Origin of the sequence: Pseudomonas sp. Gutcm_11s (genome assembly GCF_028649395.1) — a bacterium.
Classification (GTDB): Bacteria; Pseudomonadota; Gammaproteobacteria; order Pseudomonadales; family Pseudomonadaceae; genus Aquipseudomonas.
Window position 1 is genome coordinate 622,532 of the sequence record NZ_JAQSUW010000014.1, and the last position, 25,434, is coordinate 647,965.

Annotated in this window: 27 protein-coding genes; 1 reads left to right on the forward strand and 26 read right to left on the reverse strand. The window is 64.4% G+C overall.

Annotated features, from left to right (window positions below):
- Window positions 1-71 precede the first annotated feature (71 nt).
- Window positions 72-1,397 carry a flagellar biosynthesis protein FlhF gene (gene flhF, locus PTT45_RS13765; RefSeq protein WP_273813903.1) on the reverse strand — a complete coding sequence of 442 codons (1,326 nt, stop codon included), beginning with the start codon at window positions 1,395-1,397 and terminating at the stop codon, window positions 72-74.
- 12 nt (window positions 1,398-1,409) lie between these two features.
- Window positions 1,410-3,533, reverse strand: a complete 2,124-nt coding sequence (flhA, locus tag PTT45_RS13770) for a flagellar biosynthesis protein FlhA (RefSeq protein ID WP_273813905.1) — start codon at window positions 3,531-3,533, stop codon at window positions 1,410-1,412.
- Between the two features lie 181 nt (window positions 3,534-3,714).
- Between flhA and sodC the strand changes: the two genes are divergently transcribed.
- Complete coding sequence (sodC, locus tag PTT45_RS13775) at window positions 3,715-4,236, forward strand: superoxide dismutase [Cu-Zn] SodC (RefSeq protein WP_273813907.1); 522 nt, start codon at window positions 3,715-3,717, stop codon at window positions 4,234-4,236.
- Window positions 4,237-4,280: 44 nt separating this feature from the next.
- On the opposite strand, the gene flhB is transcribed toward sodC, so the two are convergent.
- From flhB to fliS (PTT45_RS13895), 24 genes are all read right to left on the reverse strand, one after another.
- Entirely contained in the window at window positions 4,281-5,417 is a 1,137-nt protein-coding gene (flhB, locus tag PTT45_RS13780; protein ID WP_273813908.1) for a flagellar biosynthesis protein FlhB, read from the reverse strand.
- Between the two features lie 12 nt (window positions 5,418-5,429).
- A complete protein-coding gene (fliR, locus tag PTT45_RS13785) occupies window positions 5,430-6,206 on the reverse strand; it encodes a flagellar biosynthetic protein FliR (RefSeq protein ID WP_273813910.1) in 777 nt (258 codons plus the stop codon).
- Window positions 6,206-6,475 carry a flagellar biosynthesis protein FliQ gene (gene fliQ, locus PTT45_RS13790; protein ID WP_273813912.1) on the reverse strand — a complete coding sequence of 90 codons (270 nt, stop codon included), beginning with the start codon at window positions 6,473-6,475 and terminating at the stop codon, window positions 6,206-6,208. The genes fliR and fliQ overlap by 1 nt, the downstream gene beginning before the upstream one ends.
- 11 nt (window positions 6,476-6,486) lie before the next feature.
- Window positions 6,487-7,242, reverse strand: a complete 756-nt coding sequence (gene fliP / locus PTT45_RS13795) for a flagellar type III secretion system pore protein FliP (RefSeq protein ID WP_273813914.1) — start codon at window positions 7,240-7,242, stop codon at window positions 6,487-6,489.
- Window positions 7,239-7,676: a flagellar biosynthetic protein FliO gene (gene fliO / locus PTT45_RS13800; RefSeq protein WP_443218195.1), complete on the reverse strand. Its 438-nt coding sequence runs from the start codon at window positions 7,674-7,676 to the stop codon at window positions 7,239-7,241. Before fliO ends, fliP begins: the two co-directional genes overlap by 4 nt.
- A 5-nt stretch (window positions 7,677-7,681) precedes the next feature.
- Window positions 7,682-8,155, reverse strand: a complete 474-nt coding sequence (gene fliN, locus PTT45_RS13805; protein ID WP_273813918.1) for a flagellar motor switch protein FliN — start codon at window positions 8,153-8,155, stop codon at window positions 7,682-7,684.
- 121 nt (window positions 8,156-8,276) lie between these two features.
- Window positions 8,277-9,248, reverse strand: a complete 972-nt coding sequence (gene fliM / locus PTT45_RS13810; protein WP_273813919.1) for a flagellar motor switch protein FliM — start codon at window positions 9,246-9,248, stop codon at window positions 8,277-8,279.
- Window positions 9,249-9,259: 11 nt separating this feature from the next.
- On the reverse strand, window positions 9,260-9,799 hold the full coding sequence (gene fliL, locus PTT45_RS13815) for a flagellar basal body-associated protein FliL (protein ID WP_273813921.1): 540 nt from the start codon (window positions 9,797-9,799) through the stop codon (window positions 9,260-9,262).
- 212 nt (window positions 9,800-10,011) lie between these two features.
- Window positions 10,012-11,313, reverse strand: coding sequence for a flagellar hook-length control protein FliK (locus tag PTT45_RS13820; RefSeq protein ID WP_273813922.1), 1,302 nt, complete (start codon window positions 11,311-11,313; stop codon window positions 10,012-10,014).
- Window positions 11,314-11,392: 79 nt separating this feature from the next.
- On the reverse strand, window positions 11,393-11,743 hold the full coding sequence (locus tag PTT45_RS13825; protein ID WP_273813923.1) for an Hpt domain-containing protein: 351 nt from the start codon (window positions 11,741-11,743) through the stop codon (window positions 11,393-11,395).
- A gap of 85 nt (window positions 11,744-11,828) precedes the next feature.
- Complete coding sequence (locus PTT45_RS13830; RefSeq protein ID WP_273813924.1) at window positions 11,829-13,517, reverse strand: fused response regulator/phosphatase; 1,689 nt, start codon at window positions 13,515-13,517, stop codon at window positions 11,829-11,831.
- Between the two features lie 5 nt (window positions 13,518-13,522).
- Window positions 13,523-13,828: an STAS domain-containing protein gene (locus PTT45_RS13835; protein WP_043310566.1), complete on the reverse strand. Its 306-nt coding sequence runs from the start codon at window positions 13,826-13,828 to the stop codon at window positions 13,523-13,525.
- A gap of 70 nt (window positions 13,829-13,898) precedes the next feature.
- Window positions 13,899-14,348, reverse strand: a complete 450-nt coding sequence (gene fliJ, locus PTT45_RS13840) for a flagellar export protein FliJ (protein WP_273813925.1) — start codon at window positions 14,346-14,348, stop codon at window positions 13,899-13,901.
- Window positions 14,349-14,351: 3 nt separating this feature from the next.
- Window positions 14,352-15,710: a flagellar protein export ATPase FliI gene (gene fliI, locus PTT45_RS13845; RefSeq protein WP_273813927.1), complete on the reverse strand. Its 1,359-nt coding sequence runs from the start codon at window positions 15,708-15,710 to the stop codon at window positions 14,352-14,354.
- Window positions 15,700-16,482, reverse strand: a complete 783-nt coding sequence (gene fliH / locus PTT45_RS13850; protein ID WP_273813928.1) for a flagellar assembly protein FliH — start codon at window positions 16,480-16,482, stop codon at window positions 15,700-15,702. Before fliH ends, fliI begins: the two co-directional genes overlap by 11 nt.
- 3 nt (window positions 16,483-16,485) lie before the next feature.
- A complete protein-coding gene (gene fliG / locus PTT45_RS13855; protein ID WP_273813930.1) occupies window positions 16,486-17,502 on the reverse strand; it encodes a flagellar motor switch protein FliG in 1,017 nt (338 codons plus the stop codon).
- A complete protein-coding gene (gene fliF / locus PTT45_RS13860; RefSeq protein ID WP_273813931.1) occupies window positions 17,495-19,282 on the reverse strand; it encodes a flagellar basal-body MS-ring/collar protein FliF in 1,788 nt (595 codons plus the stop codon). The genes fliG and fliF overlap by 8 nt, the downstream gene beginning before the upstream one ends.
- Window positions 19,283-19,299: 17 nt before the next feature.
- Window positions 19,300-19,629 carry a flagellar hook-basal body complex protein FliE gene (fliE, locus tag PTT45_RS13865; protein WP_273813932.1) on the reverse strand — a complete coding sequence of 110 codons (330 nt, stop codon included), beginning with the start codon at window positions 19,627-19,629 and terminating at the stop codon, window positions 19,300-19,302.
- A 134-nt stretch (window positions 19,630-19,763) separates the two neighbouring features.
- Window positions 19,764-21,200 carry a sigma-54-dependent response regulator transcription factor FleR gene (fleR, locus tag PTT45_RS13870; protein ID WP_273813934.1) on the reverse strand — a complete coding sequence of 479 codons (1,437 nt, stop codon included), beginning with the start codon at window positions 21,198-21,200 and terminating at the stop codon, window positions 19,764-19,766.
- Between the two features lie 3 nt (window positions 21,201-21,203).
- On the reverse strand, window positions 21,204-22,418 hold the full coding sequence (locus tag PTT45_RS13875) for a sensor histidine kinase (protein ID WP_273813936.1): 1,215 nt from the start codon (window positions 22,416-22,418) through the stop codon (window positions 21,204-21,206).
- Window positions 22,419-22,576: 158 nt separating this feature from the next.
- Entirely contained in the window at window positions 22,577-24,052 is a 1,476-nt protein-coding gene (locus PTT45_RS13880; protein WP_273813937.1) for a sigma-54 dependent transcriptional regulator, read from the reverse strand.
- Between the two features lie 179 nt (window positions 24,053-24,231).
- Window positions 24,232-24,528 (reverse strand): flagellar protein FliT, encoded by a 297-nt coding sequence (gene fliT / locus PTT45_RS13885; RefSeq protein WP_273813939.1) that lies wholly within the window; start codon window positions 24,526-24,528, stop codon window positions 24,232-24,234.
- Between the two features lie 27 nt (window positions 24,529-24,555).
- A complete protein-coding gene (gene fliS / locus PTT45_RS13890; RefSeq protein ID WP_273813940.1) occupies window positions 24,556-24,936 on the reverse strand; it encodes a flagellar export chaperone FliS in 381 nt (126 codons plus the stop codon).
- Window positions 24,937-25,031: 95 nt separating this feature from the next.
- Window positions 25,032-25,433 (reverse strand): flagellar export chaperone FliS, encoded by a 402-nt coding sequence (gene fliS, locus PTT45_RS13895; RefSeq protein WP_273813942.1) that lies wholly within the window; start codon window positions 25,431-25,433, stop codon window positions 25,032-25,034.
- Window position 25,434 lies beyond the last annotated feature (1 nt).

Below are 25,434 nucleotides of genomic sequence, written 5' to 3' on the forward strand. Positions count from 1 at the left end.
GCTCTGGGCTGGTCGGGCAACTACACCGACCCTTTCCTAACACTAGAACGCCTTGTACGGTGCCGCCTGCCCTATCCCGCGCGACGCGCCGGATGGTGGTACAGGCCGGCGAACATATCCGCCATGGCCTCCTCGCTCGGATCTTCGGGAGTCTGCAGGCTCACGGCGCGACTCACCAGCTGGTGGCTGCGCGGCACATGCAGATCGTCCGGAATCTTCGGCCCATCTGCCAGATAGGCTACCGGTAGATGCTGGCTGATAGCCAGCCCCAGTACTTCACCCAGGTTAGCCGCCTCGTCCACCTTGCTCAGGATGCACCCGGCGAGGCCGCAGATCCGGTAGCTGTGATAGGCGGCCTTGAGCACCTGCGCCTGGCTGGTAGCGGCCAGCACCAGGTAGTTCTTCGATTTGACACCACGCGCAGCCAGACTCTCCAACTGCATGCGCAGGGCCGGATCATTGCCCGGCAGGCCAGCGGTATCGATCAGCACGACCTTCTTACGCGCCAGCGGCGCCAGGGCCTGAACCAGCGACTGGCCCGGATCGACCTGAGTCACGGACACGTTGAGGATGCGGCCGAGTGTCTTGATCTGCTCCTGGGCGCCGATGCGGAAGCTGTCCATGCTGACCAGCGCAATGCTCTGCGGGCCGTATTTCAGCACATAACGCGCCGCCATCTTAGCCAGGGTGGTGGTCTTGCCCATGCCGGCGGGACCGACCAGGGCGATCACACCGCCCTCTTCCAGCGGCTCTACAGCAGGCGTCTTGATTGCATGAGCGAGGTGGGCCAGCAGCATGCGCCAGGCTTGACGCGGATCGGCGACCTTGGCCACGCGTTCCAGCAGAGCCTTGGACAGCTCGGCGGACAGGCCCATGCGCTGCAGGCGGCGCCACAGGTTGGCTTGCTGCGGACGACGATTCTGCAGCTGACCCCAGGCAATAGAGCCCAGCTGCACTTCGATCAGTTCACGCAGGCCATGCAGCTCGAAACGCATGGCATCCAGGGCACGCTGATCGACCGCGGCGGCTGTCGGTTTGACTGCAGGCTGGGCGGCAGCCACCGGGCGCTGGGCCTTGACCGCAGTGGCCGGCAGCTCGGGGGCGATCAGCGACTCGTTGGCGAACAGCTGGCGATCCTTGCGCTCGTCGGCCACTGCGCGGACGGTCAGCTCGGCCTGAGCAGTCGCGATCTTCGCCTGGGTCTTGCGCAGCTCGGCCTCCAGCGCGGGATTGGGCTGACGCGCCGGAGCGGTCGGCTGGTAATCCAGGGCAGCGGTCAGCTCCACGCCGCCGGCCACGCGACGGTTGCCGATGATCGAGGCATCGGCGCCCAGTTCATCGCGCACCAGTTTCATGGCGGTACGCATATCGGCGGCGAAGAAGCGTTTGACTTGCATGGCTTAGAACCCTCAGTTCTGGCCGACCGTGGCGACGATCGTGACCTGCTTGTTATCCGGTATTTCCTGGTAGGCCAGTACGTGCATGCTGGGAACAGCGAGCCGCGCAAAGCGCGAGAGCATCGCCCGAACCGGGCCGGCTACCAGCAGGATCACTGGCTTGCCGAGCATTTCCTGGCGCTGCGCCGCTTCCACCAGGGAGCGTTGCAGCTTCTCCGCCATGCCAGGCTCGAGGAGGATGCCATCCTCGGAGCCCTGACCGGCCTTCTGCAGGCTATTGAGCAATAACTGTTCCAACCTGGGTTCCAGAGTGATGACAGGCAGCTCCGGCTCTAGTCCCACAATGCTTTGCACGATTGCGCGAGAAAGCGCGACGCGAACCGCAGCGACCATCGCGGCGGGATCTTGACTCTTTCCGGCGACGTTGGAGATGGCTTCGGCGATGCTGCGGATGTCGCGCACCGGCACCTGTTCGGCCAGCAGGGTCTGCAACACCTTGAGCAGGGTCGACAGCGAGACCATGCCCGGCACCAGTTCCTCGGCCAGCTTCGGCGAGCTCTTGGCCAGCAATTGCAGCAGTTGCTGGACCTCCTCATGGCCGAGCAGCTCATGGGCATGCTTGTGCAAGACCTGATTGAGGTGCGTGGCGACCACGGTACTGGCGTCGACCACGGTGTAGCCAAGGGACTGCGCCTGGTCGCGCTGGGACGGGTCGATCCACACCGCCTCCAGGCCGAACGCCGGATCCTTGGCGGCGATGCCATTGAGGGTGCCGAACACCTGGCCCGGGTTGATCGCCAGCTCGCGCTCCGGATACACCTCGGCCTCGGCCACGCTGACGCCCATCAGGGTCAGACGATAGGCATTCGGCAACAGGTCCAGGTTGTCGCGGATATGCACGGACGGCATCAGGAAGCCCATTTCCTGCGACAGCTTCTTGCGCACGCCCTTGATCCGCGCCAGCAACTGGCCACCCTGGTTGCGGTCCACCAGCGGGATCAGGCGATAGCCCACTTCCAGGCCGACCATGTCCACCGGGGTGACGTCGTCCCAGCCCAGCTCCTTGACCTCCTGGGCCTTCTGCGCCGGCAGCAGCTCCTGCTGGCGCTTGGTTTCCTGCTCGGCCACCACCTTGAGCTTGCGCTGCTTGTGCGCGATCCAGTACGCCGCGCCCGCGGCCACCAGGCCGAGGCCGATGAAGGGCACGTGCGGCATGCCCGGCACCAGGCCCATGGCAATCATGATCGCAGCGGACACGGCCAGAGCCTTGGGCGAGGCGAACATCTGCCGGTTGATCTGCTGGCCCATGTCCTCAGCAGACGAGACACGGGTCACCATGATGGCCGCGGCGGTGGACAGCAGCAGCGACGGGATCTGCGCCACCAGGCCGTCACCGATGGTCAGCAGGGTGTAGATGCGCCCCGCCTCGGCGAACGCCAGGTCGTGCTGCAGCACGCCGATGGCCATGCCGCCGATCAGGTTGATGAAGAGGATCAGCAGGCCGGCGACGGCGTCACCACGAACGAATTTCGAGGCACCGTCCATCGAGCCGTAGAAGTCGGCCTCCTGGGCCACCTCGGCGCGACGCTTCTTGGCCTCGGCCTGGTCGATCAGGCCGGCGTTGAGGTCGGCGTCGATGGCCATCTGCTTGCCAGGCATGGCGTCCAGGGTGAAACGCGCGCTCACCTCGGAGATCCGCCCGGCGCCCTTGGTGACCACCACGAAGTTGATGATCATCAAGATGGCGAACACCACGGCACCGACCACGTAGTTGCCGCCGATCACCACCTCACCGAAGGCCTGGATCACCTTGCCCGCGGCGTCATGCCCGTCCTGGCCGTGCAGCAGTACCACACGGGTCGACGCCACGTTCAACGCCAGGCGCAGCAACGTCGCCGCCAGCAGAACGGTCGGGAAAACGGCGAAATCCAGCGGGCGCAGCGAGTAGATGGCGACCAACAGAACCACGATGGACAGCGCGATGCTGAAGGTGAACAGCACGTCGAGCAGGAACGGCGGGATCGGCAGCATGACCATGGCGAGCATGACCAGCAGCAGCAGCGGAATGCCCAGATTGCCGTGGCGCAACCCCGCCAGATTGCTGCGTACATCACCGATGATTTGCGCCCGATCCACTGCCACTTGATTACCCCAGCCAGTTCAATCTTTTGACGCAAAAGGCGCCGTGCGGGGGTCAGAGCAAGAAGTCGGCCATGTTTTCCAAGACATTGAAAAACAATGAGTTACACCAGAAGGAGGAAACCATGGCGGGATGCGGAAGTCAGAAGTTTTCCAGCCACACCAGGAGAACCTCCCCATGCGCCAATGGACCCTAGCCGCCCTCCTTGTCGCGGCCGGCGGCGTGCAAGCCGCCCCGCTATCCATCCCGCTGAATGCCGTGGACAGCAGCGGCATCGGCAAGCCTGTCGGCACCATTCAGGTCGAACAGAGCCGTTACGGCCTGGTCTTCACCCCCGCCCTGTCCGGCCTGGCGCCGGGAATCCACGGCTTTCATCTGCACACCAACCCGGACTGCGCGCCAGGCAGCAAGGATGGCCAGCCATCGGCAGCCGAGATGGCCGGCGGCCACTGGGATCCGGATGGCATCGGCAAGCACGGCACGCCCTGGCAGGACGACGCTCACCGTGGCGACCTGCCACCGCTATACGTGGATGCCGCAGGCAAGGCCGAACAGCCCGTGCTGGCACCGCGCCTGAAGAGCCTTGATGAACTGAAGGGGCATGCCCTGATGGTCCACGCCGGCGGCGACAACCACGCCGACCACCCCAAACCACTCGGCGGTGGTGGTGCCCGCGTGGCCTGCGGCGTAATTCGCTGACTGCCTAGGCGGCGCTGGCATTCAGCGCCGCCCAACGAGGCCACTTACTCGTCGCGCCGCAGATCCGGCGGAATCGGCAGATCAGGCAGCGGCCCAGGGCGCTTGCCCTTGCCGGTGCGGAACTGCTTGAGCTGATAGACGTACGCCAGGACCTGCGCGACGGCGAGGTACAGACCGGCAGGAATCTCCTGATCCACTTCGGTGGAATAGAACACCGCCCGCGCCAGGGCCGGCGACTCGAGCAACGTGACCTTGTGCTCCTGGGCGATTTCGCGAATCTTCAGCGCCAGGAAATCGCCACCCTTGGCCAGCAACATCGGTGCATTGCCCTTGGCCGGGTCGTACTTCAACGCCACGGCGAAGTGCGTCGGGTTAGTGATCACCACGTCGGCCTCGGGCACCTGCTGCATCATCCGCCGCTCGGCCATCTGCCGTTGCAACTGGCGGATCTTCGACTTGACCTCGGGCTTGCCCTCGCTGTCCTTGTACTCGTCCTTGACCTCCTGCTTGGTCATCATCAGCTTCTGCTTGGTATCCCAGAGCTGGAACGGCACATCCACCGCCGCGATGAGGATCAGCCCGCAGGCCATCCACAGCAGGCTCCAGCCGGTCACGTTCATGGCATGCAGGATCGCCGACTCGATAGGCTCGTTGGCGATGGCCAGTAGGTCGTCCTGGTCGGACTTGAGCACCGCCAGGGCCACCAGCAGTATCAGCACGAACTTGGCCAGGGCCTTGAGCAGCTCCACCAGCGCCTTGGTGGAGAACATGCGCTTGAGCCCCTCCAGCGGGTTCATGCGACTGAATTTGGGCTGCAGCGCCTCGGCGGAGAACAACCAGCCACCGAGGGCCACCGGGCCGACGATGGAAGCGATGAGCATGACCACGAGGAATGGCTGCAGAGCCAGCAGCGCCTCCATGCCGGTGCGCAGCAGGTAGCGGGCCATGGAGCCATCGTCCAGCAGCACCTCGCGCGGCAGAGCGAAGTTGCCACGCATCAGGTCCAGCATCGCCTGGCCCATGTCAGCACCGAAGATCAGCAGCGCCGCGGCGCCGCCGAATGTCACCGCCAGGGTGCTGAGCTCCTTGGAGCGAGCGATCTGCCCCTTCTTGCGCGCCTCTTCCAGGCGCTTACTAGTGGGTTCCTCGCTCTTGTCTGCGCCGCTTTCGCTCTCTGCCATGCCGGAGCCTCCTCAGCGAACGCGCGCCAGTTCGCGCAGTTGTTGCAGGGCCTCGCTGGTCAGCACCTGGAACTGCGCGAGGAAGTCGGAAAGCCCCACCCAGAAGATGAACAAGCCCAGCACCAGGGTCAGCGGGAAGCCGATGGAGAAGATGTTCAGCTGTGGCGCCGCACGGGTCATCACACCGAACGCCAGGTTGATGATCAGCAGCGCAGTCACCACCGGCAGCGCCATCAACAGGCCGGCGGCGATCACCCAGGTCAGCTTGCCAGCCAGCGTCCAGTAATGATCGAGCAGCAGCCCCTCGCCCACCGGCAGGGTCACGAAGCTCTCGGCCAATACCTCGAACACCACCAGATGGCCGTTCATGGCCAAGAACAACAGCGTGACGAGCATCAACAGGAACTGGCCGAGCACCGGCACCGACACACCATTGGAGGGGTCGACCATGGAGGCGAAGCCCAGGCCCATCTGCATGGCGATGATCTGACCGGCCACGGTGAACAGGTGGAAATACAGCTGCAGCATGAAGCCGAACATCACCCCGATCAGCACCTGTTCGCCAATCAGCAGCATCGACTGCAGGCTGATGGAGTCCACCTGCGGCATCGGCGGCAGGTTGGGCGCCAGCACCAGACAGATGGCCAGCGCCAGATACAGGCGCACGCGCGCCGGCACCAGCTGGGTGCCAATCACCGGCATGACCATCAGCATGGAGGCGATGCGGAACAGCGGCAGGAGGAACTGGCCTACCCAGCCGCCGATCTGCGCATTGGTCAGCTCGAGCATCAGCCGATCAACAGCGGAATGTTCTGCACCAGCGTCTGGGTGTACTCCATCAGCTCGCGCACCAGCCAGGGACCGGCCCAGATCAGGGTCAGCAACATCACCAGCAGACGCGGGACGAAGCTCAGGGTCTGTTCGTTGATCTGCGTGGCGGCCTGGAACATGGCTACCAGCAAGCCCACCAGCAGACTGGGAAGCACCAACAGGCCGACGATCAGGGCGGTCAGCCAAAGCGCTTCGCGGAACAGGTCGACGGCGATTTCCGGAGTCATCTGCGCGCCCTCTATATGGTGCCGAAACTGCCGGCCAGCGTACCCATGATCAGCGCCCAGCCATCAACCAGGACGAACAGCATGATCTTGAACGGCAGGGAAATGATCAGCGGCGACAGCATCATCATACCCATGGCCATGAGGATACTCGCCACCACCATGTCGATGATCAGGAATGGAATGAAGATCATGAAACCGATCTGGAACGCAGTTTTCAGCTCGGAGGTGACGAAGGCCGGGATCAGGATGGTCAGCGGCGCGGCCTCGGGGCTTGCGATGTCGGTGCGCTTGGACAGGCGCACGAACAGCTCGAGGTCCGAGGCACGGGTCTGCGCCAGCATGAACTCCTTTATCGGCCCCTCGGCCTTGGCAATCGCCTGCTGCGCCGGCAACTGTTCGTTGAGGTAGGGCTGCAGGGCGTCCTGGTTAATCTTGTCGAACACCGGCGCCATGATGAACATGGTCAGGAACAGCGCCAGGCCGATGAGTATCTGGTTCGACGGCGTCTGCTGCAGGCCCAGCGCCTGACGCAGGATGGAGAAGACGATGATGATCCGGGTGAAACTGGTCATCAGCATGACGAACGCCGGAATGAAGCTCAGCGCCGTCATGATCAGCAGTATCTGCAGGCTGACCGAGTACTCCTGCTGACCCTCGGCGTTGGTGCTCAGGGTGATGGCGGGAATCGACAGGGGATCGTCGGCACCAAACGCCAGAGGCGCGGCGATGACCAACAACAGCGTCAGCAGAATGCGCCAGGCGCTCATTCCTTGTGGTCCTTCTGGTCCTTGCCGAGCAGCTCCATCAGGCGCTGGGCGAACTCCGGCGCGGCCGGCTCGGCGTCGCCGACGATCACCGGTTCCTTGAGCACATGCAGCGGAGAGATGCGACCGGCGCTGATGCCCAGCAAGATCTGCTCGCCACCGACCTGCACCAGCAGCAGCCGATCGCGCGGCCCCAGTGCCTGGCTGGCCACCAGCTTGATCGCCTGATTGCCGCGCGGGCCGATCTGCTGGACCCGGCGCAGCAGCCAGGCGAGAGCGAAGATCAGCCCCACCACCAGCAACAGGCCGAGCATCAATTGCACCAGCTGGCCGCCGATATCGCTACCGGCAACTGGCGCAGTGACCGCCTTGGTCGCGGGCTCGGCCGCCAGCGCGGTCAGCGGCGCCAGCAGGGAAAGACTGCAGATTGCACGCATCATGGTTAGCGCAGCTTCTTGATACGTTCGCTGGGGCTGATCACGTCGGTCAGGCGGATGCCGAACTTCTCGTTGACCACCACCACCTCGCCGTGGGCGATCAGGGTACCGTTGACCAGCACATCCAGCGGCTCGCCAGCCAGACGATCCAGTTCCACCACCGAGCCCTGGTTGAGCTGCAGCAGGTTGCGGATGGAGATCTCTGTGCTGCCCACCTCCATGGAGATGGACACCGGAATATCGAGAATCACGTCCAGGTTGGGGCCCTCCAGGGCCACCGGACCGTTACCCGGTTTGGGCGCCGCGCCGAACTCTTCCATGGCCATGCGCGGAGCCGCCGGAGCGGCCGCTGCACCTTGGTTCATCAGCGCATCGATATCGGCCTGACCAGCATCATCGCCAGCCTCGGCCAGGGCCGCGGCCCATTCGTCGGCCAGGGCCTGCTCTTCTGGGCTGCTGCCTTCGTTTTCGTCTGCCATCGCTCTACCTCGGCTGGCTATTCATCTGGTGTCTGGCTGGCCGGACCTGTAGCCCAGCCAACCACCTTATCTATTTGCCGCCACCTGGTGAGGGGCGACACGTCTGTGGCAACGCTGCGCCTCAGCGCAGGCGCTCCACGGGCTCGAGAACTTGCAGGGCCAGGTTGCCCTTGTGGGCGCCCAGCTTGACCTTGAAGGCCGGCACGCCGTTGGCGCGCATGATCATCTGCTCCGGCAGCTCCACCGGGATCACGTCGCCGGGCTGCATGTGCAGGATGTCGCGCAGCTTCAGCTCACGCCGTGCCAGGGTAGCGCCGAGCGGCACGTTGACGTCGAGGATGTCCTCGCGCAGCGCCTTGATCCAGCGCTCGTCCTGGTCGTCCACGTCGGACTGGAAGCCGGCATCGAGCATCTCGCGGATCGGCTCGATCATCGAATACGGCATGGTGATGTGCAGATCGCCGCCGCCGCCGTCCAGCTCGATGTGGAAGGTGGACACCACCACCACTTCGCTGGGGCTGACGATGTTGGCCAGGGCCGGGTTCACTTCCGAGTTGATGTACTCGAAGTTGACGTCCAGCACGGCGTGCCAGGCTTCCTTCAGGTCGATGAACGCCTGGTCGATGACCATGCGCACCACACGCAGCTCGGTGGGCGTGAACTCACGACCCTCGATCTTGGCGTGGCGACCGTCGCCGCCGAAGAAGTTGTCCACCAGCTTGAACACCAGCTTGGCGTCGAGGATGAACAGCGCGGTACCGCGCAACGGCTTCATCTTCACCAGGTTGAGACTGGTCGGTACATACAGCGAGTGCACGTACTCGCCGAACTTCATGACTTGCACACCGCCCACGGCCACGTCGGCGGAGCGACGCAGCAGGTTGAACATGCTGATGCGGGTGTAGCGGGCGAAACGCTCGTTGATCATCTCCAAGGTCGGCATGCGTCCGCGGACGATGCGGTCCTGACTGGTCAGGTCATAGCTTTTGACACTACCGGGATCGCCGGCGTCCTCGGTCTCGACCAGGCCATCGTCCACGCCGTGCAACAGCGCGTCGATTTCGTCCTGTGACAGCAGGTCTTGTACGGCCATGATGGCTCCCGCTACTGCAACACGATGTTGGTGAACAGAACCTGTTCGACCACAGTTTTGCCGGTTTCTTTCTGCGCCAGCTCCTGCACCACCGCAGTGGCCTGGCTACGCAGCATCTCCTTGCCGACCGGCGTCATCAGCGCGCCGAAGTCCTGGCCGGAGAACAGCATGACCAGGCGATTGCGGATCAGCGGCATATGCACCTTGAGCGCATCCAGCTCCGCCTGGTTGCGCGCCATCAGCGCCACACTGACCTGCATGTAGCGCTGCCGGCCCTGGAATTTGTAGTTGGCGATGAAGGCCGGGGCGATGGCCTCGTACAGCGCCGGCAGCTTGACCGGGGCGGCGCTTTCGCTGCTCGCCTCTTCTGCCGGTTTCTCTTCTTCCGCACCCTTGTCCTTGCCGAGGAAGAACAGGGTCGCGCCCACCGAGCCACCGACTGCCAGCAACAGTATGACGACGATCAGGATGATGAGTTTGAGCTTGCCCTTACCGCCGGCTTTTTCGCCGCCATCGCCCGCCGGGGGTTTAGGAGCCTGTTTCTTTGCCATGCCAGAAATCCGTCGTTTTTCGGTGTTTTGTCCACAGTCAAGGGCTTAGGAGCAAGTGTTATGCCACCTTGTAAACAAGATAGTCCCTCCTGCACGCCCCGACACAGGCTGCCGATATACCAAGGCAACGACCGCCTGTCACCCGAAAACGACTGCGCCCCGTGCTTTTATCGGCACGGGGCGCAGCTTCTTGCATGCCTGTAGCAAATACGTCAGGCGTAGTAATCCACCAAACCACGCGGCGCAGCACCGCCGGACGACGTACGGATCTCGCTGACACCGCTGAGCACTTCCTCATCGCCGGAGCCGCTCAGGCCGCGACCACCAGAGCGACGCTGGCCTTCCTCACCGCCACCCTGGGAGCTACGTGCCATGGACTGGTCGGAGACGTTCACATCCAGTTGGTTCATGCCCTGCTGAGCGAACAGCTCGCGCAACCGGTGCGCCTGGCCTTCCAGCTGATCACGCACGTTGGGGTTGGCGCTGACGAAGGTGACCTGGGCGGCCTGATCCTTGTTCAGCTCGATGCGCACTTCCAAGCGCCCCAGCTCGGCGGGATCGAGCTGAATCTCTGCGGACTTGAGGTTCTGGCTCGACAGCCACATCACCTTGTCGACCACCGCCTCGCTCATACCCGGATGACCGACCTGCACCGGCTGACCAGGCACCAACGGCAAGCGCTGGGCGGCATTGGCCTGCTGGTTGATGGCCTGACTCAGCGCGCTGAGCTTGCTGGCGAACGCCTCGGCGCGGGCATCGCTCTGCCCTTCGCGGGCGCTACTCACGGTATCCAGACCTTCGCCGAGCAAATCGCTCTCCAGGCTTTCCGTAGGAGCTTCCTCGCTGGGTACCGCGTCACCTGCGAACGCCGCCATGGCATTGGCGAAGCCCTGGCTGGCATTCGCCGACTTCTCCGCGGCCACCGCCCCGGGGCTCAACTGCTGCTGAGCCGAAGCCTGAGCCTGTGCATCCAGGTCAAGGGCCAGCTTCGCGCCTGGCAGGCCGGCGAACAGATCCACCTCAGGCTCTGCTCCGGTTTCGGTGGAAGCCGCGGGCGCAGCGTTGGCGCTCAGCAGCAGGCTGACCTGCTGCAACGGATCGGTCTCGCTACCCGTGGCATCAGCTTCACCGGTCAGCGCCGGGTCGACGCTCTCGGCAGTGGGCAGCTGGCCGGTCATCGCCATCAGCAGGAGCGGGTCGACGCCCTCCTCACCTGCATCGGCGGTTTCCTCCGGCAAGCCCTTGCCGCTTTCGGCAACCGCAGGCTCTTCAGCGGCAGCATCGGCCTTGGGCTCGCCGGCCGGCTTAGCATCGGCGGAGCGCTCCTCGGCTGCCTTGGCGCTGGCCTCCTTGCGCTCGGCCGCCTTGGCCTGACGCTCCTTGGCGTACACCTCGGCAAAGCTGGAAGCCTCATTGTTACTGGGTTCCGGCGCACTGGCAGGCGCCTTGGCGGCAGCCGCCTTGGGCCGTACCTCGGGCGCGGACTGGAGAAGGAAATCGGGTGCAACGGACATGGGTACTCTCCGTTAGGGATGGATCGTACCGGGGACAGAGCAAGGCGCGGGCCAACTTTGCAAATGGCCCGTCGAGCACTCAGCTATGACGCTGGCGCTCGGACTTGAGCAGGATACGGACGATGGCGAACTCGCGGCCAATCTGCTCGATCAGGGCAGGCGCCTCCTCCAGCAGCTCGCGACGGGCCGCCTCCTCCAGCTGCTTGCACAGCCCGGCCAGCAGCGGCGCGCCCATGTTGCTGCAGCTGCCCTTGAAGCTATGGGCGGCCAGGCGCAGCGCCTGCGGGTCGGCAGCGATCATGGCCTCGTGGATGTGGCGCTGGCGCTCTTCCGAATCGACGACGAACGTATCCAGCAGCACGGGGTATTCCTCCCCCATGACATCCAGCAGGGCAGCCAACACGTTCTGATCGAGGTGAATATCGGACACCGGCTCACTCCATGATCGGGAAGCGGCGATTATGCCTGAGAACAAGCGCGTATTGGCCATACGCCATCAGCGCCGGTCGCTCCCATCATGCCGACCAGCGGAACTCCACCATGGCGCCGCGGCCATCCGGCGACCACTGGCACTGATCGGTCAATTGGCGAATCAGGTGCAGACCGCGGCCACTGAGGCACTCGCTGCCCCGATCCTTGGCCATGGCCCGCGCCACGTCGAAGCCCGCGCCGCTGTCCTGCACGCGGATCCGCAGGCAGCCGCCGTTTTCCTCCGGCAGCAGCTCCAGGTCGAAACGCACGAAGCCGTCCGTCAATGCCAACAGGCGCTGACCACGCTCGCGGTAGTACTGAGCAAAGCCCTGCGCATCCGACTTGAGCCCCGAGTCCAGCCCCAGCACGCCATGCTCCAGGGCGTTGGAGTAGAGCTCGGCCATGACCGTGTAGAGCGCACCGCCCTGCGCGCGCAGGCCGCGCACCTCCATCAGCAGTTGGAGCAGGAACGGCAGCGGATTGAAACGCTTGAGCGCCGCCGCCCGGAACTCGAACCCTGCAGACCAGTCCAGCGGGCTGCTCTGGCCGCTGTCGGAGAAGGCCAGCGGCGGCCGAGCCAGCGCGACGTCGTCGATCATGCTCAGCTCGATCATGCTGACGTCGTCCTGCGCCTCGCCACGGAAGGCCACCAGCGCCGCCTGGATCTCATCGAAGAGGCGCTCCGGCGCATGCCTGGCGGCGAACACCTGCAGCAGGCGCTCCTCGCCGAACAGCTGCTCGGCCGCATCGCGGGTCTCCAGCACGCCATCGGTCAGCAGGAAGATACGATCCCCCAGCTGCAGCGGGTGTACCTCATAAGACTCGTTGAACGACGCCGGGTCCAAGACCCCCAGGGGCAAGTGGCGCGATACCAGCGGCACCCGCTCGCCACTCGCCGCACGCAGCAGGTGGCCGTCGGGCAGGCCGCCGTTCCACACCTCCACCACCCGGCGCTGGAAGCTCAGGTTGAGCATGGTGGCGCAGCAGAACACGCCCACCGGCAGGATGCGCTTGAGCTTAGCGTTCATCTCGCGCAGCACTTCCGCCATGGAGAAGCCCTTGGCGGTCATGCCGTAGAACACCTCGGCCAGGGGCATGGCACCGATGGCCGCCGGCAAGCCATGGCCGGTGAAGTCGCCGAGCAACACGTGCATGCCACCGGAGGGCTTGAACGCGGCCAGCAGCAGGTCACCGTTGAACAGGGCGAAAGGTGACTGCAGATAACGGATGTTGGCGGCGCTCAGGCAGCCGGAGTGGGCCACCTTGTCGAACACCGCCTTGGCCACCCGCTGCTCGGTCAGCAGGTGCTCGTTGTGCTTGGCGATCAGGTCGCGCTGCTGCAGCACCGTCTGCTGCAGGCGGCGCAACCGGTCCATCGCGCTGATCTTGGCCTGCAGGATGATCTGGTTGTAGGGCTTGGCGAGGAAGTCGTCACCGACCTCCAGGCAGCGCACCAGCGCCTCGTTCTCGGTCAGCGAGGTGAGGAAGATGATCGGCACCAGCGCCTCGCCGGCCGCTTCCTTGATCCGCCGCGCCGCCTCGAAGCCATCCATCACCGGCATCATGGCGTCCATCAGCACCAGCTGCGGATGCTCTTGCTCGAACAGCGCCACTGCCTCCAGGCCGTTACTCGCAGTGAGTACGCGGTGGCCCTGGCGGCTGACGATGGTGGACAGCAGCATGCGGTCCGCCGCACTGTCCTCGGCGATCAGAATGGACAGGCGACTGGGCATGGCGATCAGCCGATCTGGAACAGCTGTTCGAAGTTGGAGATGGACAGGATCTTGCGCACATCGGGATTGCAGTTGACCAGGCTGATACGGGCATGGTCGCCGCCGGCGTGATCACGCAGCAGCAAAAGCATGCCGAGTGCCGAACTGTCCAGGTAGGTGGCCCCCTTGAGATCCACCACATAGCGCTTGGGAGTAGCGCTTACTCGCTCGTAGGCATCACGAAATTCCTGGTGCGCGGAAAAATCGAAGCGACCCTGGATCTGAATGGTCAGCTCCTGTCCGTCGCCCGAGGGCAGCGCGGTGATAGCCATGTAGCACTCCTTGTTGGTTCTTTGTGCAGAAAGAAGATTTAGCACCCGCCGATGACGGCGGCAACCGCGATCAACCCTGATCGCGTTGAGGTAGACGTTGTGCAAGCTCATCGAGCAGCTTCTGCTCGCGCCTGTCCTCGGCGGCGCGCGCCTCATCCAGGTAGCGTTGCACGAGCTTACGCAACCCTTCGACACGAGCATAGCGCTGCTGCCAGATGGCCCGCGCCTTTTCCAGGTTCTGGCGGTGCCAGTTGATGCTCTGCAGCTGCTGGCCGATGGCCGTTTCCAGCTGGCTGAGAAAGCGCTGGTAGTTCATCAGCCACTGGCCGGAAACGCCCTTGCTGCCTTCGGTGATCCACTGCTGCTGGTAGTCGCCGCGGTAGCGCTCCAGCTCGCCCAGCTGGGCCTCGGCCTTGGCCAGCAGGCCCTGCATGTGGGCCATCTGCCGGGCCGCTTCGCGCTCGGCGCGCTCGGCCATCTCCACCACCGGCGCCAGGCGCGCGGCACGACTGTTGGCCATCTATCAGGCCTGCGCCTGCGGATTGAACACCTGCGCCAACTGGCCGACGCTGTCGTTCATGGACACGCTTTCGCCCAGGCTCTGGCGCAGGTAGCGGGCCATGGCCGGCTGGCGCGCGATGGCCAGGTCGGTATCAGGATCGCCGCCGGCCACATAGGCGCCGACGCTGATCAGATCGCGGCTTTGCTGGTAGCGCGACCACAGCTGCTTGAAACGCTGGGCCAGCTTGAGGTGCTCGGGGCTGACCACCTGCGGCATGACCCGACTGATCGAAGCCTCGATATCGATGGCCGGATAGTGTCCCTCTTCGGCCAGGCGCCGGGACAGCACGAAGTGGCCGTCGAGCACGCCACGTGCGGCGTCGGCGATCGGGTCCTGCTGGTCGTCGCCCTCGGAAAGCACGGTGTAGAAGGCGGTGATCGAACCACCACCCTCCTCGGCATTACCGGCACGCTCCACCAGCTTGGGCAGCCTGGCGAACACCGACGGCGGATAACCCTTGGTCGCCGGCGGCTCGCCGATGGCCAGGGCGATCTCGCGCTGGGCCTGGGCGTAACGGGTCAACGAATCCATCAGCAGCAGGACGTTCTTGCCCTTGTCGCGGAAGTACTCGGCGATGCGCGTGCAGTACTGCGCGGCGCGCAGGCGCATCAGCGGCGCCTCGTCTGCCGGCGAAGCAACCACTACGGAACGCTTGAGGCCTTCTTCGCCGAGGATCTCGTCGATGAACTCCTTGACCTCGCGGCCCCGCTCGCCGATCAGACCGACAACGATGATTTCCGCCTCGGTGAAGCGCGTCATCATGCCCAGCAGCACTGACTTACCGACGCCGGTACCAGCGAACAGGCCCAGACGCTGGCCGCGGCCAACGGTAAGCAGGCCGTTGATGGAGCGGATACCGACGTCCAGTGGTTCGCTGATCGGGTGACGGTTGAGCGGGTTGATGGTCGGGCCGTCCATCGGCACCCAGTCCTCGGCCTTCATCCCACCCTTGCCATCCAGAGCGCGGCCGGCGCCATCCAGCACGCGACCGAGCATGGACATGCCCATGGGCAGACGGCCGGTGTCCGGCAGCGGCACCACACGGGCGCCAGGGGCGATGCCGGCCAGGCTGCCGACCGGCATCAGATAGATCTTGCCAGTGGCGAAGCCCATCACCTCGGCCTCTACTTGCACCGGGTGGTAGCTGTCGTCGTTGATCACCAGGCAGCGGCTGCCGAGGGCGGCGCGCAGGCCTTCGGCCTCCAGGGTCAGGCCGACCATACGCAGCAGGCGACCCTCCACCACCGGCTGCGTCGGCAGCTCGACGGCCTCGCTGTAGCCAGCCAGTCGCTTGGCGAAACTGGTGCGCTCAAGGCGCATCGGGGGACTCCAGGTCGACCTGGATATCGGATTCCGGCGGGTTGCTCACCTGCGCCCGCTGCTGCTCGAACAGCTGCTTGAGGGCCATGGCCATGCGCGTCTCGACGCTGGCGTCGATGCGGCTGTGCTCGCTCTCGACCCGGCAGCCGCCGGGTTGCAGGGAGTCGTCCTCGAGGATGCGCCAGGTCTCCTCATGACGCTCACGCAGGGCCTTCACCAGCTCGAAGTCCTGCGGGTGAATATGGATACGCACATTGCTCGCGCCCATGGGCAACAGCTTCAGCGCCTCGCGCAGCACATGGCGGATCTGGCTGGAGTCGGTGGCCAGCTCGCGCTGGATCACCTGACGGGTCATCTGGCTGACCAGGTTGACCAGCGCCTTCTCCAGCTCCTGGTCCTGCTCGGCGATGGGCTCCAGCAGGTGCGCCATGACCTGTTCCAGCTGGGCCACCTTGTCGGCCAGGGCGAGTTCCGCCTCCTGCTTGGCCTTCAGTTGGCCGGCGTGGAAGCCGTCCTTCTCGCCGGTGGCAAAGCCCTCGTTGTAGGCGTCCTGGCGGATCGCCTCGAGTTCATCCAGCGTCAGCGGCTTGACGTCCTCGACCGCCACCTCCTCGACCTGCGGCTGCTCGGCCACTTCGGGTTCGACAACAGGCGCAGGCTCCGGCTCCGGCGGCGCCTCGACCTCCGGGTCGAAGCTGGGCAGCGACCAGAGGTCGAACGCCGACACGTCCTTGGCGCGAATCAGCTCGCTCTGTGCGTCCTTGGGAGCCATGACTTAGATCATCGCCTCGCCGCCGGCGCCACCGAGGACGATCTCGCCGGACTCGGCCATACGCCGGGCGATGGTGAGGATTTCCTTCTGCGCCGTCTCGACTTCGCTGACGCGCACCGGGCCCTTGGCCTCCAGGTCGTCGCGCAGCAGCTCGGCGGCACGCTTGGACATGTTCTTGAACACCTTTTCCTTGATGCCGTCGTCGGCGCCCTTGAGCGCGAGCACCAGGATGTCCGAGGACACCTCGCGCATCAGCGCCTGGATGCCACGGTCATCGACATCGGCCAGGTTGTCGAAGACGAACATCAGGTCCTCGATCTGGCTGGACAGGTCCTCGTCCACTTCGCGGATGGAGTCCATCAGCTGGCCCTCCACCGAACTGTCGAGGAAGTTCATGATGTCCGCCGCGCGCTTCACGCCGCCCAGGTTGGCGCGGGTGGTGTTGGCACTGCCGGAGAACTGCTTCTCGAGGATCTGGTTGAGCTCCTTGAGCGCCGCCGGCTGCACGGTGTTCAGCGAGGAAACGCGCAGGATGATGTCCAGGCGCACCTTGTGATCGAAGTGGCTGAGCACCTCGCCGGCCTGGTCCGGGTCGAGGTAGGCGACCACGATGGCCTGGATCTGCGGGTGCTCGTAGCGGATCACGTCGGCCACGGCGCGCGGCTCCATCCACTTCAGGCTGTCCAGGCCGCTGGTGCTGCCGCCGAGCAGGATGCGGTCGATCAGGTTGCCGGCCTTGTCCTCGCCCAACGCGGCGGTGAGCATCTTGCGGATGTAGGCATCGGAGCCGACGCCCAGGCTGGTCTGGTCGCCGACGATCTCGACGAACTCGCCCATCACCTGCTCGACCTGCTCGCGCTGCACGTTGCGCATGCCAGCCATGGCCACGCCTACCTTCTGCACTTCCTTCGGCCCGAGATGGCGCAGCACCTGCGCGGCATCGGTCTCGCCGAGGGACAGCAGAAGGATGGCGGCCTTGTCGACCTTGTTCAGCTTGACGGCGGTGCGATTGTCACTCATCGGCGTTGATCCAATCTTTGACTACCTGGGCCACGCGACCCGGATCTTCCGCCACCAGACTCTTGATGGCGTTCAGTTGTGCATCATACCCCTCGGAGGGGCTGGGCAGCAGGATGCTCTGCGGTCCGCCCAGGCTCACGCGATCAGAGGACAGCTCACCTTCCAGGCCACCCATGTCGCCCAGCTCCACGTCGCCATCGCCACCCTCGGCACCGCCGGCGCGAGCCGGGTTGGTGATGTTGTTCAGCACCGGACGCAGCACGCCGAACACCAGAACCAGGATGAACAGCACGCCCAGTACCTGTTTGACGATGTCCCAGAACCAAGGTTGCGAATAGAACGGAATTTCGATGTTTTCCTCGCCGGTCTCGACGGAGAACGGCGCGTTGATCACGCTGACGCTGTCGCCGCGACTGGCATCGAAGCCCACCGAGTCCTGTACCAGACGGGTGAAGCGGGCCAGGTCATCGGCGCCCCACGGCGCGCGGGTGACCTCGCCGGTCTCGGCGTTGATGTTGACCTTGTCATCCAGCACCACGGCGACCGACAGGCGCTTGAGGCGGCCCTGCTGCTGCTTGGTGTGGCTGATCGAGCGGTCCAGCTCGAAGTTGCGGGTGGACTGCTCGCGCTTGTCCGCCGGATACGGCGCCAGCATCGGCTGGCCGGTGGCAGGGTCCATGATCTGCGCGCCATTAGCATCCAGCAGCGGCTGGCCGGCGGCGACCGGGCCGGCCGGAGCCGGAGCGGCAGCGGCCTGCTCCGGCGCACTGGCGGCGCCCGGCGGCTGGTTGCTCAGCGCGCCCGGCACGCCCTGCGGCGGCAGGCTGCTGGAGCGCTGTTCGTTGACCTGCTGCTCGCTGCGCAGCGCCGGCTGGTCGGGGTTGAACATCTCAGAGGTGGACTCCACCGAGCTGAAGTCGACATCGGCGGACACCTCAGCCTTGTAGCGGCCGCTGCCCAGCACAGGCTGCAGGATGTTGTGCACACGCTGGGTGAACAGGGTTTCCATGCGGCGGGTGTAATCGAACTGCTTGCCAGCCATGGTCAGCTCGGACAGCTCCTGCTGGTCAGACAGCAGGTTGCCCTTCTGGTCGACGACGGTGACCTGGGACTTGGTCAGCTCCGGCACAGAGGTCGCCACCAGGTTGACGATGGCCATCACCTGGCTCGGCTCAAGGGTGCGGCCCGGGTACAGCTCGACCAGTACGGACGCGGTGGGCTTGCGCTCATCACGAACGAACACCGAGCTCTTCGGGATGGCCAGGTGCACGCGGGCACCCTTGACGTTGTTCAGGCTGGAGATGGTGCGTGCCAGCTCGCCTTCCAGGCCACGGCGATAGCGAGTGGCCTCCATGAACTGGCTGGTGCCCAGACTCTGCTCCTGGTCGAGAATCTCGAAGCCGACGTTGCCGTCGCTCGGCGCCACGCCAGCGGCGGCCAGCTTCATGCGCGCGCGGCCGAGGTCTTCGGACTTGACCAGCAGCGCACCGGAGTTCGGCTCGACGGTGTAGGTGATGTCGGCGGCATTCAGCACGTCCATCACCTGATTGCTGTCCATACCCGCCAGGTTGCCCAGCAGCGGCTTGTAGTCCGGCTGTTGCGACCAGAGCACGACGGCGAAGCCGATGGCCACGCTGGCAGCCAGGCCGACCAGCAGGCCGATCTGACGCAGCATGGACATTTCCGAGAGATTCTCCAGGAATGCCAGCCCGAGCAGCGGCTTCTTCGGTTCGTCGGCGCCGGTGGTGGCGGGTACGTTTGCAGCGACAGCTTCAGCCATGTTTCAAATCCGCCCTGTTAAACCGGCATCTGCATGATGTCTTGATAGGCCTGAACCAGCTTGTTACGCACCTGGGTCATGGCCTGGAAGGAAACGCTGGCTTTCTGCGAGGCGATCATCACGTCGGTGATGTCGACGCCGCCCTGCTCCATCTCGAAGGCAGTAGCCAGCTGGCTGGAGGCCTGCTGGGTCTCGCTCACCTTGTTCACCGCCTGCCCGAGCATCTCCGAGAAGCTCGGCGCACCGGGCTCCGGCGCGCTGACGGCAGGCTTCTGCTTGGCCATGGCCTCCATCTGCATGGAGCGCATTTCCAACATCAGGCGATTGAATTCGACACCCTGGCTCATGACCCTTTCCTCCAACAGCCGCAGTTTTTTGACGCTACGCGGCCTTTGCAGGGGTATGTGCAAGCACAGTGCCAAAAAAGAAGGCCCGCACGAGGCGGGCCAAGAGAGGGTTCGGGAAAGACCTGCGGCGGCGCTTAGCTGGCGTAGAGATAAGCCTCTACGTCCATGCCGGCGTCGCGCATCTGGGCCAGCTTGTAGCGCAGGGTCCGCGGGCTGATGCCGAGGCGCTCGGCAGCCTCCTTGCGCCGGCCGCGCTCGGCCCGCAGGGTATCGATGATCATCTGGAACTCGCGGCGCCGCAGGTCTTCGCCCAGTGCGCCAGCATTGTCCGCCGCGGCGAACGCCTCCTCGACCGGCAGCGCCCCGCTGACAGGATGGCTGACCGTCGGCGTGGAAGCCACCAGGCTCACGACCGGAATGGCCGGCATCGGCGCCATGCCGATAGGCGCGGTCAGGCACAGGTCATGCGGCTGGATCAGGCCGCCCTGCTGGAGGATGAGCGCGCGCTGGATGGCGTTGTCCAGCTCACGCACATTGCCCGGCCAGGCATGGGCCACCAGAGCAGCACTGGCCTGCGGCGAAAGCTGCACGGCTGCGTGATTCATTTTTTTGACGTGCTTGGCCAGCAAGCGCTCCGCTAGCGGCAGAATGTCGGCAGGCCGCTCCCGCAGGGAACGCCAGGCCAGCGGAAACACCGACAGGCGATAGTAGAGGTCTTCGCGGAAACGCCCGGCGGCCACTTCGCTGGCCAGATCGCGGTTGGTAGTGGCCAGCACGCGGATGTCCAGGCTGATCGGCTTGCGCGCGCCAACGCGCTCCACCTCGCGCTCCTGCAACACACGAAGCAGCTTGGCCTGCAGGCCCAGCGGCATCTCGGAGATTTCATCGAGCAGGATGGTGCCGCGATCGGCCAGCTCGAACTTGCCTGGCTGGGCAGCGATGGCGCCGGTGAACGCGCCCTTCTCATGCCCGAACAGCGTGGCTTCGAGCATGTTGTCCGGAATCGCCGCGCAGTTGATAGCGATGAACGGACCGTCCGCACGCGTGGATTGCTGATGGATATAGCGCGCCAGCACTTCCTTGCCGGTACCGGACTCGCCGGAGATCAGCACGGTGGAATCGCTCTTCGCCACCCGCGCCGCCAACTCCAGCAGTTGGCGACTGGCAGGCTCGCTGGCCACAGGGCCGTCGCTTTCGCTCGCACTCAACCGCCCCAAGGCATGGCGAGCCACCAGTTCGAGCAGCGTGCGCGGCTCGAAGGGCTTGACTAGGTAATCGGCTGCGCCCTGGCGAATCGCATCGACGGCGCGCTCGACGGCGCCGTATGCCGTCATCAGCAGCACCGGCAGTTGTGGGTAACGACTGCGGATCAGGCCGAGCAGCTGATGGCCGTCCATGCCCGGCATGTTGACGTCGCTGATCACCAGGCTGAAGGCCTCCTCAGCCAGCGCCTCGACGGCATCCTCGGCACACTCCACGGCGCGGAAATCATGGCCGCCCAGCAGCAGGGTATCGGCGAGGGCCTCGCGCAGCGCACGGTCGTCTTCGACCAGCAGAACCTTGGCGGTCATGGCTTACTCCTGAATATTCGGTTGTGCCGCGTTGATCAGCGGCAGTACGAGGGTGGCGCAGGTGCCGCGACCGACACTCGAACGCAAATTCACTTCGCCCTGGTGGGCGCGCACTACCGCCTGCACGACGGCCAGACCCAGCCCGGTGCCGGTGGTCTTGGTGGTGAAGAAAGGCTCACCGAGGCGAGCTAGGGTGGCCTTGTCGATACCCGGGCCGTTGTCGCTGACGCACAGGCGCAGGCTGTTGCCGCGCGCATAGAGATGGATCTTCAGACGCGCCTCCCGGCCAGCGGCCTGGATGGCGTTCTCGATCAGGTTGAGCACGGTGCCGACCAAGGTGTCGCGATTGCACAGCAGCTCACCCAGACGAGCGTCGCATTGCCAGCGCACGCTCATGCCCAGCACATGTGGCTCGGCAGCACGACGCAGCGCATCGAAGAAGGCATTTGGCGCAATGCGGTCCGGCAGCGGCAGCTCGCCGCGGGCGAACACCAGCATGTCGCGCACCTGATGCTCCAGCTCGTGCAGGCGCTCCTTGATACGCCCAGCGAAGCGCTGCTGCTGCTCGAACGGCAGCTCCTGCTCCGCCAGGTGGCTGGCATAGAGCAAAGCAGCAGACAGCGGCGTACGAATCTGGTGAGCCAGCGAGGCAACCATGCGCCCCAACGAAGACAGCCGCTCGTGGCGAGCCAGCTGGTCCTGCAGGCGACGGGTTTCCGTCAGGTCGGTCAGCAACACCAGCTGGCCCGGCTCGCCCTGCAGCGAACGGGTAGCGATAGACAGGCGGCGCCCATCTTTGAGGGAAATCTCGTGACCGTCATCCTCGCGCGGCGCGAAGTTGCGCGCGATAACCTCGCGCCAAAGCATGCCCACCAGGGGGCGTCCGAGTAGGCTGCGCGCCACCGGGTTGGCCTCACGCACTACGCCCTGACCGTCGATGACGATGACACCACCCGGCAGCAGGTCGAGCAGGCTCTGCAGGCGCTGGGCCAGACGCTCCTTCTCCGCCAGCTCCTGCATACGCTGGGCGCTGACCAGCGCCAACTGGCCCTTGAGCTCGTTCACCCGCGCCTCGAGCATGCTGTAGGAGCTGCTCAACTGCGTGGACATCTGATTGAACAGGGCGAAGGCCTGCTCCAGGCTGGCACGGCTGGCCTGCTCGACAGGCGCGTCGGCAGCGGCTTCAGGGGTGGCGGGCAACGGGGCGGCTTGGCTCATGTTCTTCTCTCAACTGTCGAACCGTCGGTAAACGGTCGGTCGAGAGAGACATAGCAATCCCCGTGCCTAAAAATTAATTCATATTTTTCAATGACTTAAAAAATAAAGCCGGAGCTTGCGTCAAAGCTCCGGCTTTATTGTGGCGGGTGAACGAAGGATCAGTCCTCGTCACCGCCCTCCTCGTCGCGACGGCTCATGCCGTACTTGCGCATCTTCTCCACCAACGTGGTACGGCGGATACGCAGGCGCTCGGCGGCCCGCGCTACTACGCCACCGGCGTCGTCCAGCGCCTGCTGGATCAGCCCCTGCTCGAGGTTGCCCAGGTAATCCTTCAGATCCAACCCTTCCGGCGGCAGCATCGCGGTATTGGAGATGCCCGGCAGACCCGCACCAATCACAGCACGCTCATCCAGCTCCTCGCGGATGCTGATGGCCAGTTGCTCGTCCTCGTCATCGACGTGACGGAATTTCTTCGGTAGCTCGCCAACGCCAATCACGCCGTAGGGGTGCATGATCGCCATGCGCTCGACCAGGTTGGCCAGCTCACGCACGTTGCCCGGCCAGTCGTGACGGCACAGCGACATGATGGCAGCGGAGTTGAAGCGAATGGAGCCGCGCTTCTCGAACTCCATGCGCGAGATCAGCTCATTGAGCAGCAGAGGGATATCCTCGACACGCTCACGCAGCGGCGCCATCTCGATGGGGAAGACGTTGAGGCGATAGTAGAGATCTTCGCGGAAGGTCCCCTCCTCGATCATCTTCTCCAGATTCTTGTGGGTGGCAGCAATGATGCGCACATCCACCGACTGGGTCTTGTTGCTGCCGACGCGCTCGAAAGTGCGCTCCTGCAGCACGCGCAGCAGCTTGACCTGCATCGGCAACGGCATATCGCCGATTTCGTCGAGGAACAGCGTGCCGCCGTTGGCCAGCTCGAAACGACCAGCACGGCTGGTGATGGCGCCGGTGAAGGCCCCCTTCTCGTGGCCGAACAGCTCGCTCTCCAGCAACTCAGCCGGGATCGCGCCGCAGTTGACCGGCACGAAGGGCGCGTCACGGCGCTTGGAGTGATAGTGCAGGTTGCGCGCGACTACTTCCTTGCCAGTGCCGGACTCGCCGAGGATCAGCACGCTGGCCTCGGTGTCGGCCACCTGCTGCATCATCTGGCGAACCTGGTGGATGGCACGGCTGGTGCCGACCAGGCTGCGGAACAGGTTGGGCTCACGCTGGCGGCCGCGCTCGCGGGCCTGATCGTACATCTCGCGGTAGACCTGGGCGCGATGCAGCGAGTCGAGCAGCTTGTTGTAGCTGGGCGGCATCTCCAGGCTGGCCAGCACACGGCGGCGCAGATCCTCGGCCCAGTCGGTAGGCACAGGATCGCCGATCAGCAGCAACGGCAGGTTCTCGTCCCAGGCACTGATCTGCTTGACCAGCTCCAGAGCACCGCCCTTGGCAGAAACCTCGCCGAGCAGAACGTTGAGTACTTCACGGCTGGACTCGAGCTTGTCGACCGCCTGACGCCAGTCATTGCTGCCGCAGGCCAGGTGGTCTTCGCCCAGGAAACCGAGAATCACCGCCAGGTCACGGCGGCGCTCGGCATTGTCGTCAATCAGGAGAATCTTGGTTTCACGCCACATCTTATTCTGGTCTGGCTCGCGGGCTGGAGAAGGAGGTCGCCGAGCAGAAACGGCAATTGGCCACTAGTAAAGTCAAAAATCAGACAAGAGTCAATTTTATGGCGTAATTTTTCTATGATTCATGCGGGCCTCTACTGCGTGTGCAGAGGCCCTGAGGGACTAAAGAGGCGCGCGACGCATCAAGTGAACAGCTGGTAGACCTTGGCGCCCTGCTGAGACTGGTTGAGCTGCACCAGCTCACCGGCCAGACGGCGCTGTTCCGCCTGACAGGTCATCACCAACTCGCGATAGAGATCAAGCAGTGTCTGCATACGATCACGCAGCGTACCTTCGTCGCGTTCCGCCTCAACCATAGCCTCATCGACAGCCTGACGGCACTGCATATCGAGCTCGCCGATGGCTGCCCAATCACGGCGTGCGAGCGCATCGCGCAGGGCGTTGCCAGTGGCCTCAAGAAGCTGGACGGATGAACTCATGGGTACTTCCCCTTCACACGCAGATGCTCAGTGACTGATAGCATCCCAACCGGATTTTACGTTGCGCAGCAACTCCGCCACTTCGTCGATCAATGCTGCGTCATTGCTGATGTTGGCCTCTAGGAGGCGCGAGACCATGTACTCGTATAGGCGATCCAGGTTAGCGGCAACCTCGCCACCCTTCTGCAGATCCAAGCTCTCGCGCAGGCCACCAATAATACCAATGGCCTTGCTGATCAGCTCGCCTTTACCCGCTTGCTGGCCATGCAACATGGCTCCTTTGGCCTGCGCCAGGCGTGAGAGGCCGCCCTCCATGAGCATCTGAATTAGCCGGTGCGGGCTAGCATCGCTCACTTGGGCATGGGTATTGACGGTTTGATACTGCCTGAGGGCCGCCATTGCGTTCATGATCACTCCACTGAGTATTGCCTGGGAACACTCTCTGTATCGGCAATGACATCGGTGGCTTTAGTGTCGCAACGGCAGAAAGTTAGCAGTCAGGGCTATCGCTCTTGGGGAGCGGCTGTCGGCTCTACCTCTGGACCAATAGCATCCCAAGCCGTCTTGATCTGCGAGAGCAGGTGGTACACCTCATCAAGGCTCCGCGGGGTGTCATCCAGAGCAACTCCCGCGAGGCGGCGAGCCATGTAGTCATAGAGCGCATCCAGATTACCGGCGATCTCCCCCCCAAGCTCATGATCCAAGCTCGACTGCAGCACGCCGATAATAGTGATGGTAGTGCCTACAGCCATGCCGCGGATTTCTACATTACCCTCGGCTTGAGCCTGACGAGCCAGTAGCACGCGCTCCAGAGCCCCCTCAAGCAGCAACTGAGCCGCACGATAGGGCGAGACCTCCTGGCTAGTCTTGATCTGCTTGTAGGTATCGATGGGTTTCTTGCTCATA

Excerpts from the sequence above, each read along its gene's own strand:
- flhF (WP_273813903.1), bottom strand. The coding sequence starts at position 1,397 with ATGCAAGTCAAACGCTTCTTCGCCGCCGATATGCGTACCGCCATGAAA.
- sodC (WP_273813907.1), top strand. The coding sequence starts at position 3,715 with ATGCGCCAATGGACCCTAGCCGCCCTCCTTGTCGCGGCCGGCGGCGTG.
- flhB (WP_273813908.1), bottom strand. The coding sequence starts at position 5,417 with ATGGCAGAGAGCGAAAGCGGCGCAGACAAGAGCGAGGAACCCACTAGT.
- fliR (WP_273813910.1), bottom strand. The coding sequence starts at position 6,206 with ATGCTCGAGCTGACCAATGCGCAGATCGGCGGCTGGGTAGGCCAGTTC.
- fliQ (WP_273813912.1), bottom strand. The coding sequence starts at position 6,475 with ATGACTCCGGAAATCGCCGTCGACCTGTTCCGCGAAGCGCTTTGGCTG.
- fliP (WP_273813914.1), bottom strand. The coding sequence starts at position 7,242 with ATGAGCGCCTGGCGCATTCTGCTGACGCTGTTGTTGGTCATCGCCGCG.
- fliO (WP_443218195.1), bottom strand. The coding sequence starts at position 7,676 with ATGCGTGCAATCTGCAGTCTTTCCCTGCTGGCGCCGCTGACCGCGCTG.
- fliN (WP_273813918.1), bottom strand. The coding sequence starts at position 8,155 with ATGGCAGACGAAAACGAAGGCAGCAGCCCAGAAGAGCAGGCCCTGGCC.
- fliM (WP_273813919.1), bottom strand. The coding sequence starts at position 9,248 with ATGGCCGTACAAGACCTGCTGTCACAGGACGAAATCGACGCGCTGTTG.
- fliL (WP_273813921.1), bottom strand. The coding sequence starts at position 9,799 with ATGGCAAAGAAACAGGCTCCTAAACCCCCGGCGGGCGATGGCGGCGAA.
- PTT45_RS13820 (WP_273813922.1), bottom strand. The coding sequence starts at position 11,313 with ATGTCCGTTGCACCCGATTTCCTTCTCCAGTCCGCGCCCGAGGTACGG.
- PTT45_RS13830 (WP_273813924.1), bottom strand. The coding sequence starts at position 13,517 with ATGCCCAGTCGCCTGTCCATTCTGATCGCCGAGGACAGTGCGGCGGAC.
- PTT45_RS13835 (WP_043310566.1), bottom strand. The coding sequence starts at position 13,828 with ATGGCTATCACCGCGCTGCCCTCGGGCGACGGACAGGAGCTGACCATT.
- fliJ (WP_273813925.1), bottom strand. The coding sequence starts at position 14,348 with ATGGCCAACAGTCGTGCCGCGCGCCTGGCGCCGGTGGTGGAGATGGCC.
- fliI (WP_273813927.1), bottom strand. The coding sequence starts at position 15,710 with ATGCGCCTTGAGCGCACCAGTTTCGCCAAGCGACTGGCTGGCTACAGC.
- fliH (WP_273813928.1), bottom strand. The coding sequence starts at position 16,482 with ATGGCTCCCAAGGACGCACAGAGCGAGCTGATTCGCGCCAAGGACGTG.
- fliG (WP_273813930.1), bottom strand. The coding sequence starts at position 17,502 with ATGAGTGACAATCGCACCGCCGTCAAGCTGAACAAGGTCGACAAGGCC.
- fliF (WP_273813931.1), bottom strand. The coding sequence starts at position 19,282 with ATGGCTGAAGCTGTCGCTGCAAACGTACCCGCCACCACCGGCGCCGAC.
- fliE (WP_273813932.1), bottom strand. The coding sequence starts at position 19,629 with ATGAGCCAGGGTGTCGAATTCAATCGCCTGATGTTGGAAATGCGCTCC.
- fleR (WP_273813934.1), bottom strand. The coding sequence starts at position 21,200 with ATGACCGCCAAGGTTCTGCTGGTCGAAGACGACCGTGCGCTGCGCGAG.
- PTT45_RS13875 (WP_273813936.1), bottom strand. The coding sequence starts at position 22,418 with ATGAGCCAAGCCGCCCCGTTGCCCGCCACCCCTGAAGCCGCTGCCGAC.
- PTT45_RS13880 (WP_273813937.1), bottom strand. The coding sequence starts at position 24,052 with ATGTGGCGTGAAACCAAGATTCTCCTGATTGACGACAATGCCGAGCGC.
- fliT (WP_273813939.1), bottom strand. The coding sequence starts at position 24,528 with ATGAGTTCATCCGTCCAGCTTCTTGAGGCCACTGGCAACGCCCTGCGC.
- fliS (WP_273813940.1), bottom strand. The coding sequence starts at position 24,936 with ATGAACGCAATGGCGGCCCTCAGGCAGTATCAAACCGTCAATACCCAT.
- fliS (WP_273813942.1), bottom strand. The coding sequence starts at position 25,433 with ATGAGCAAGAAACCCATCGATACCTACAAGCAGATCAAGACTAGCCAG.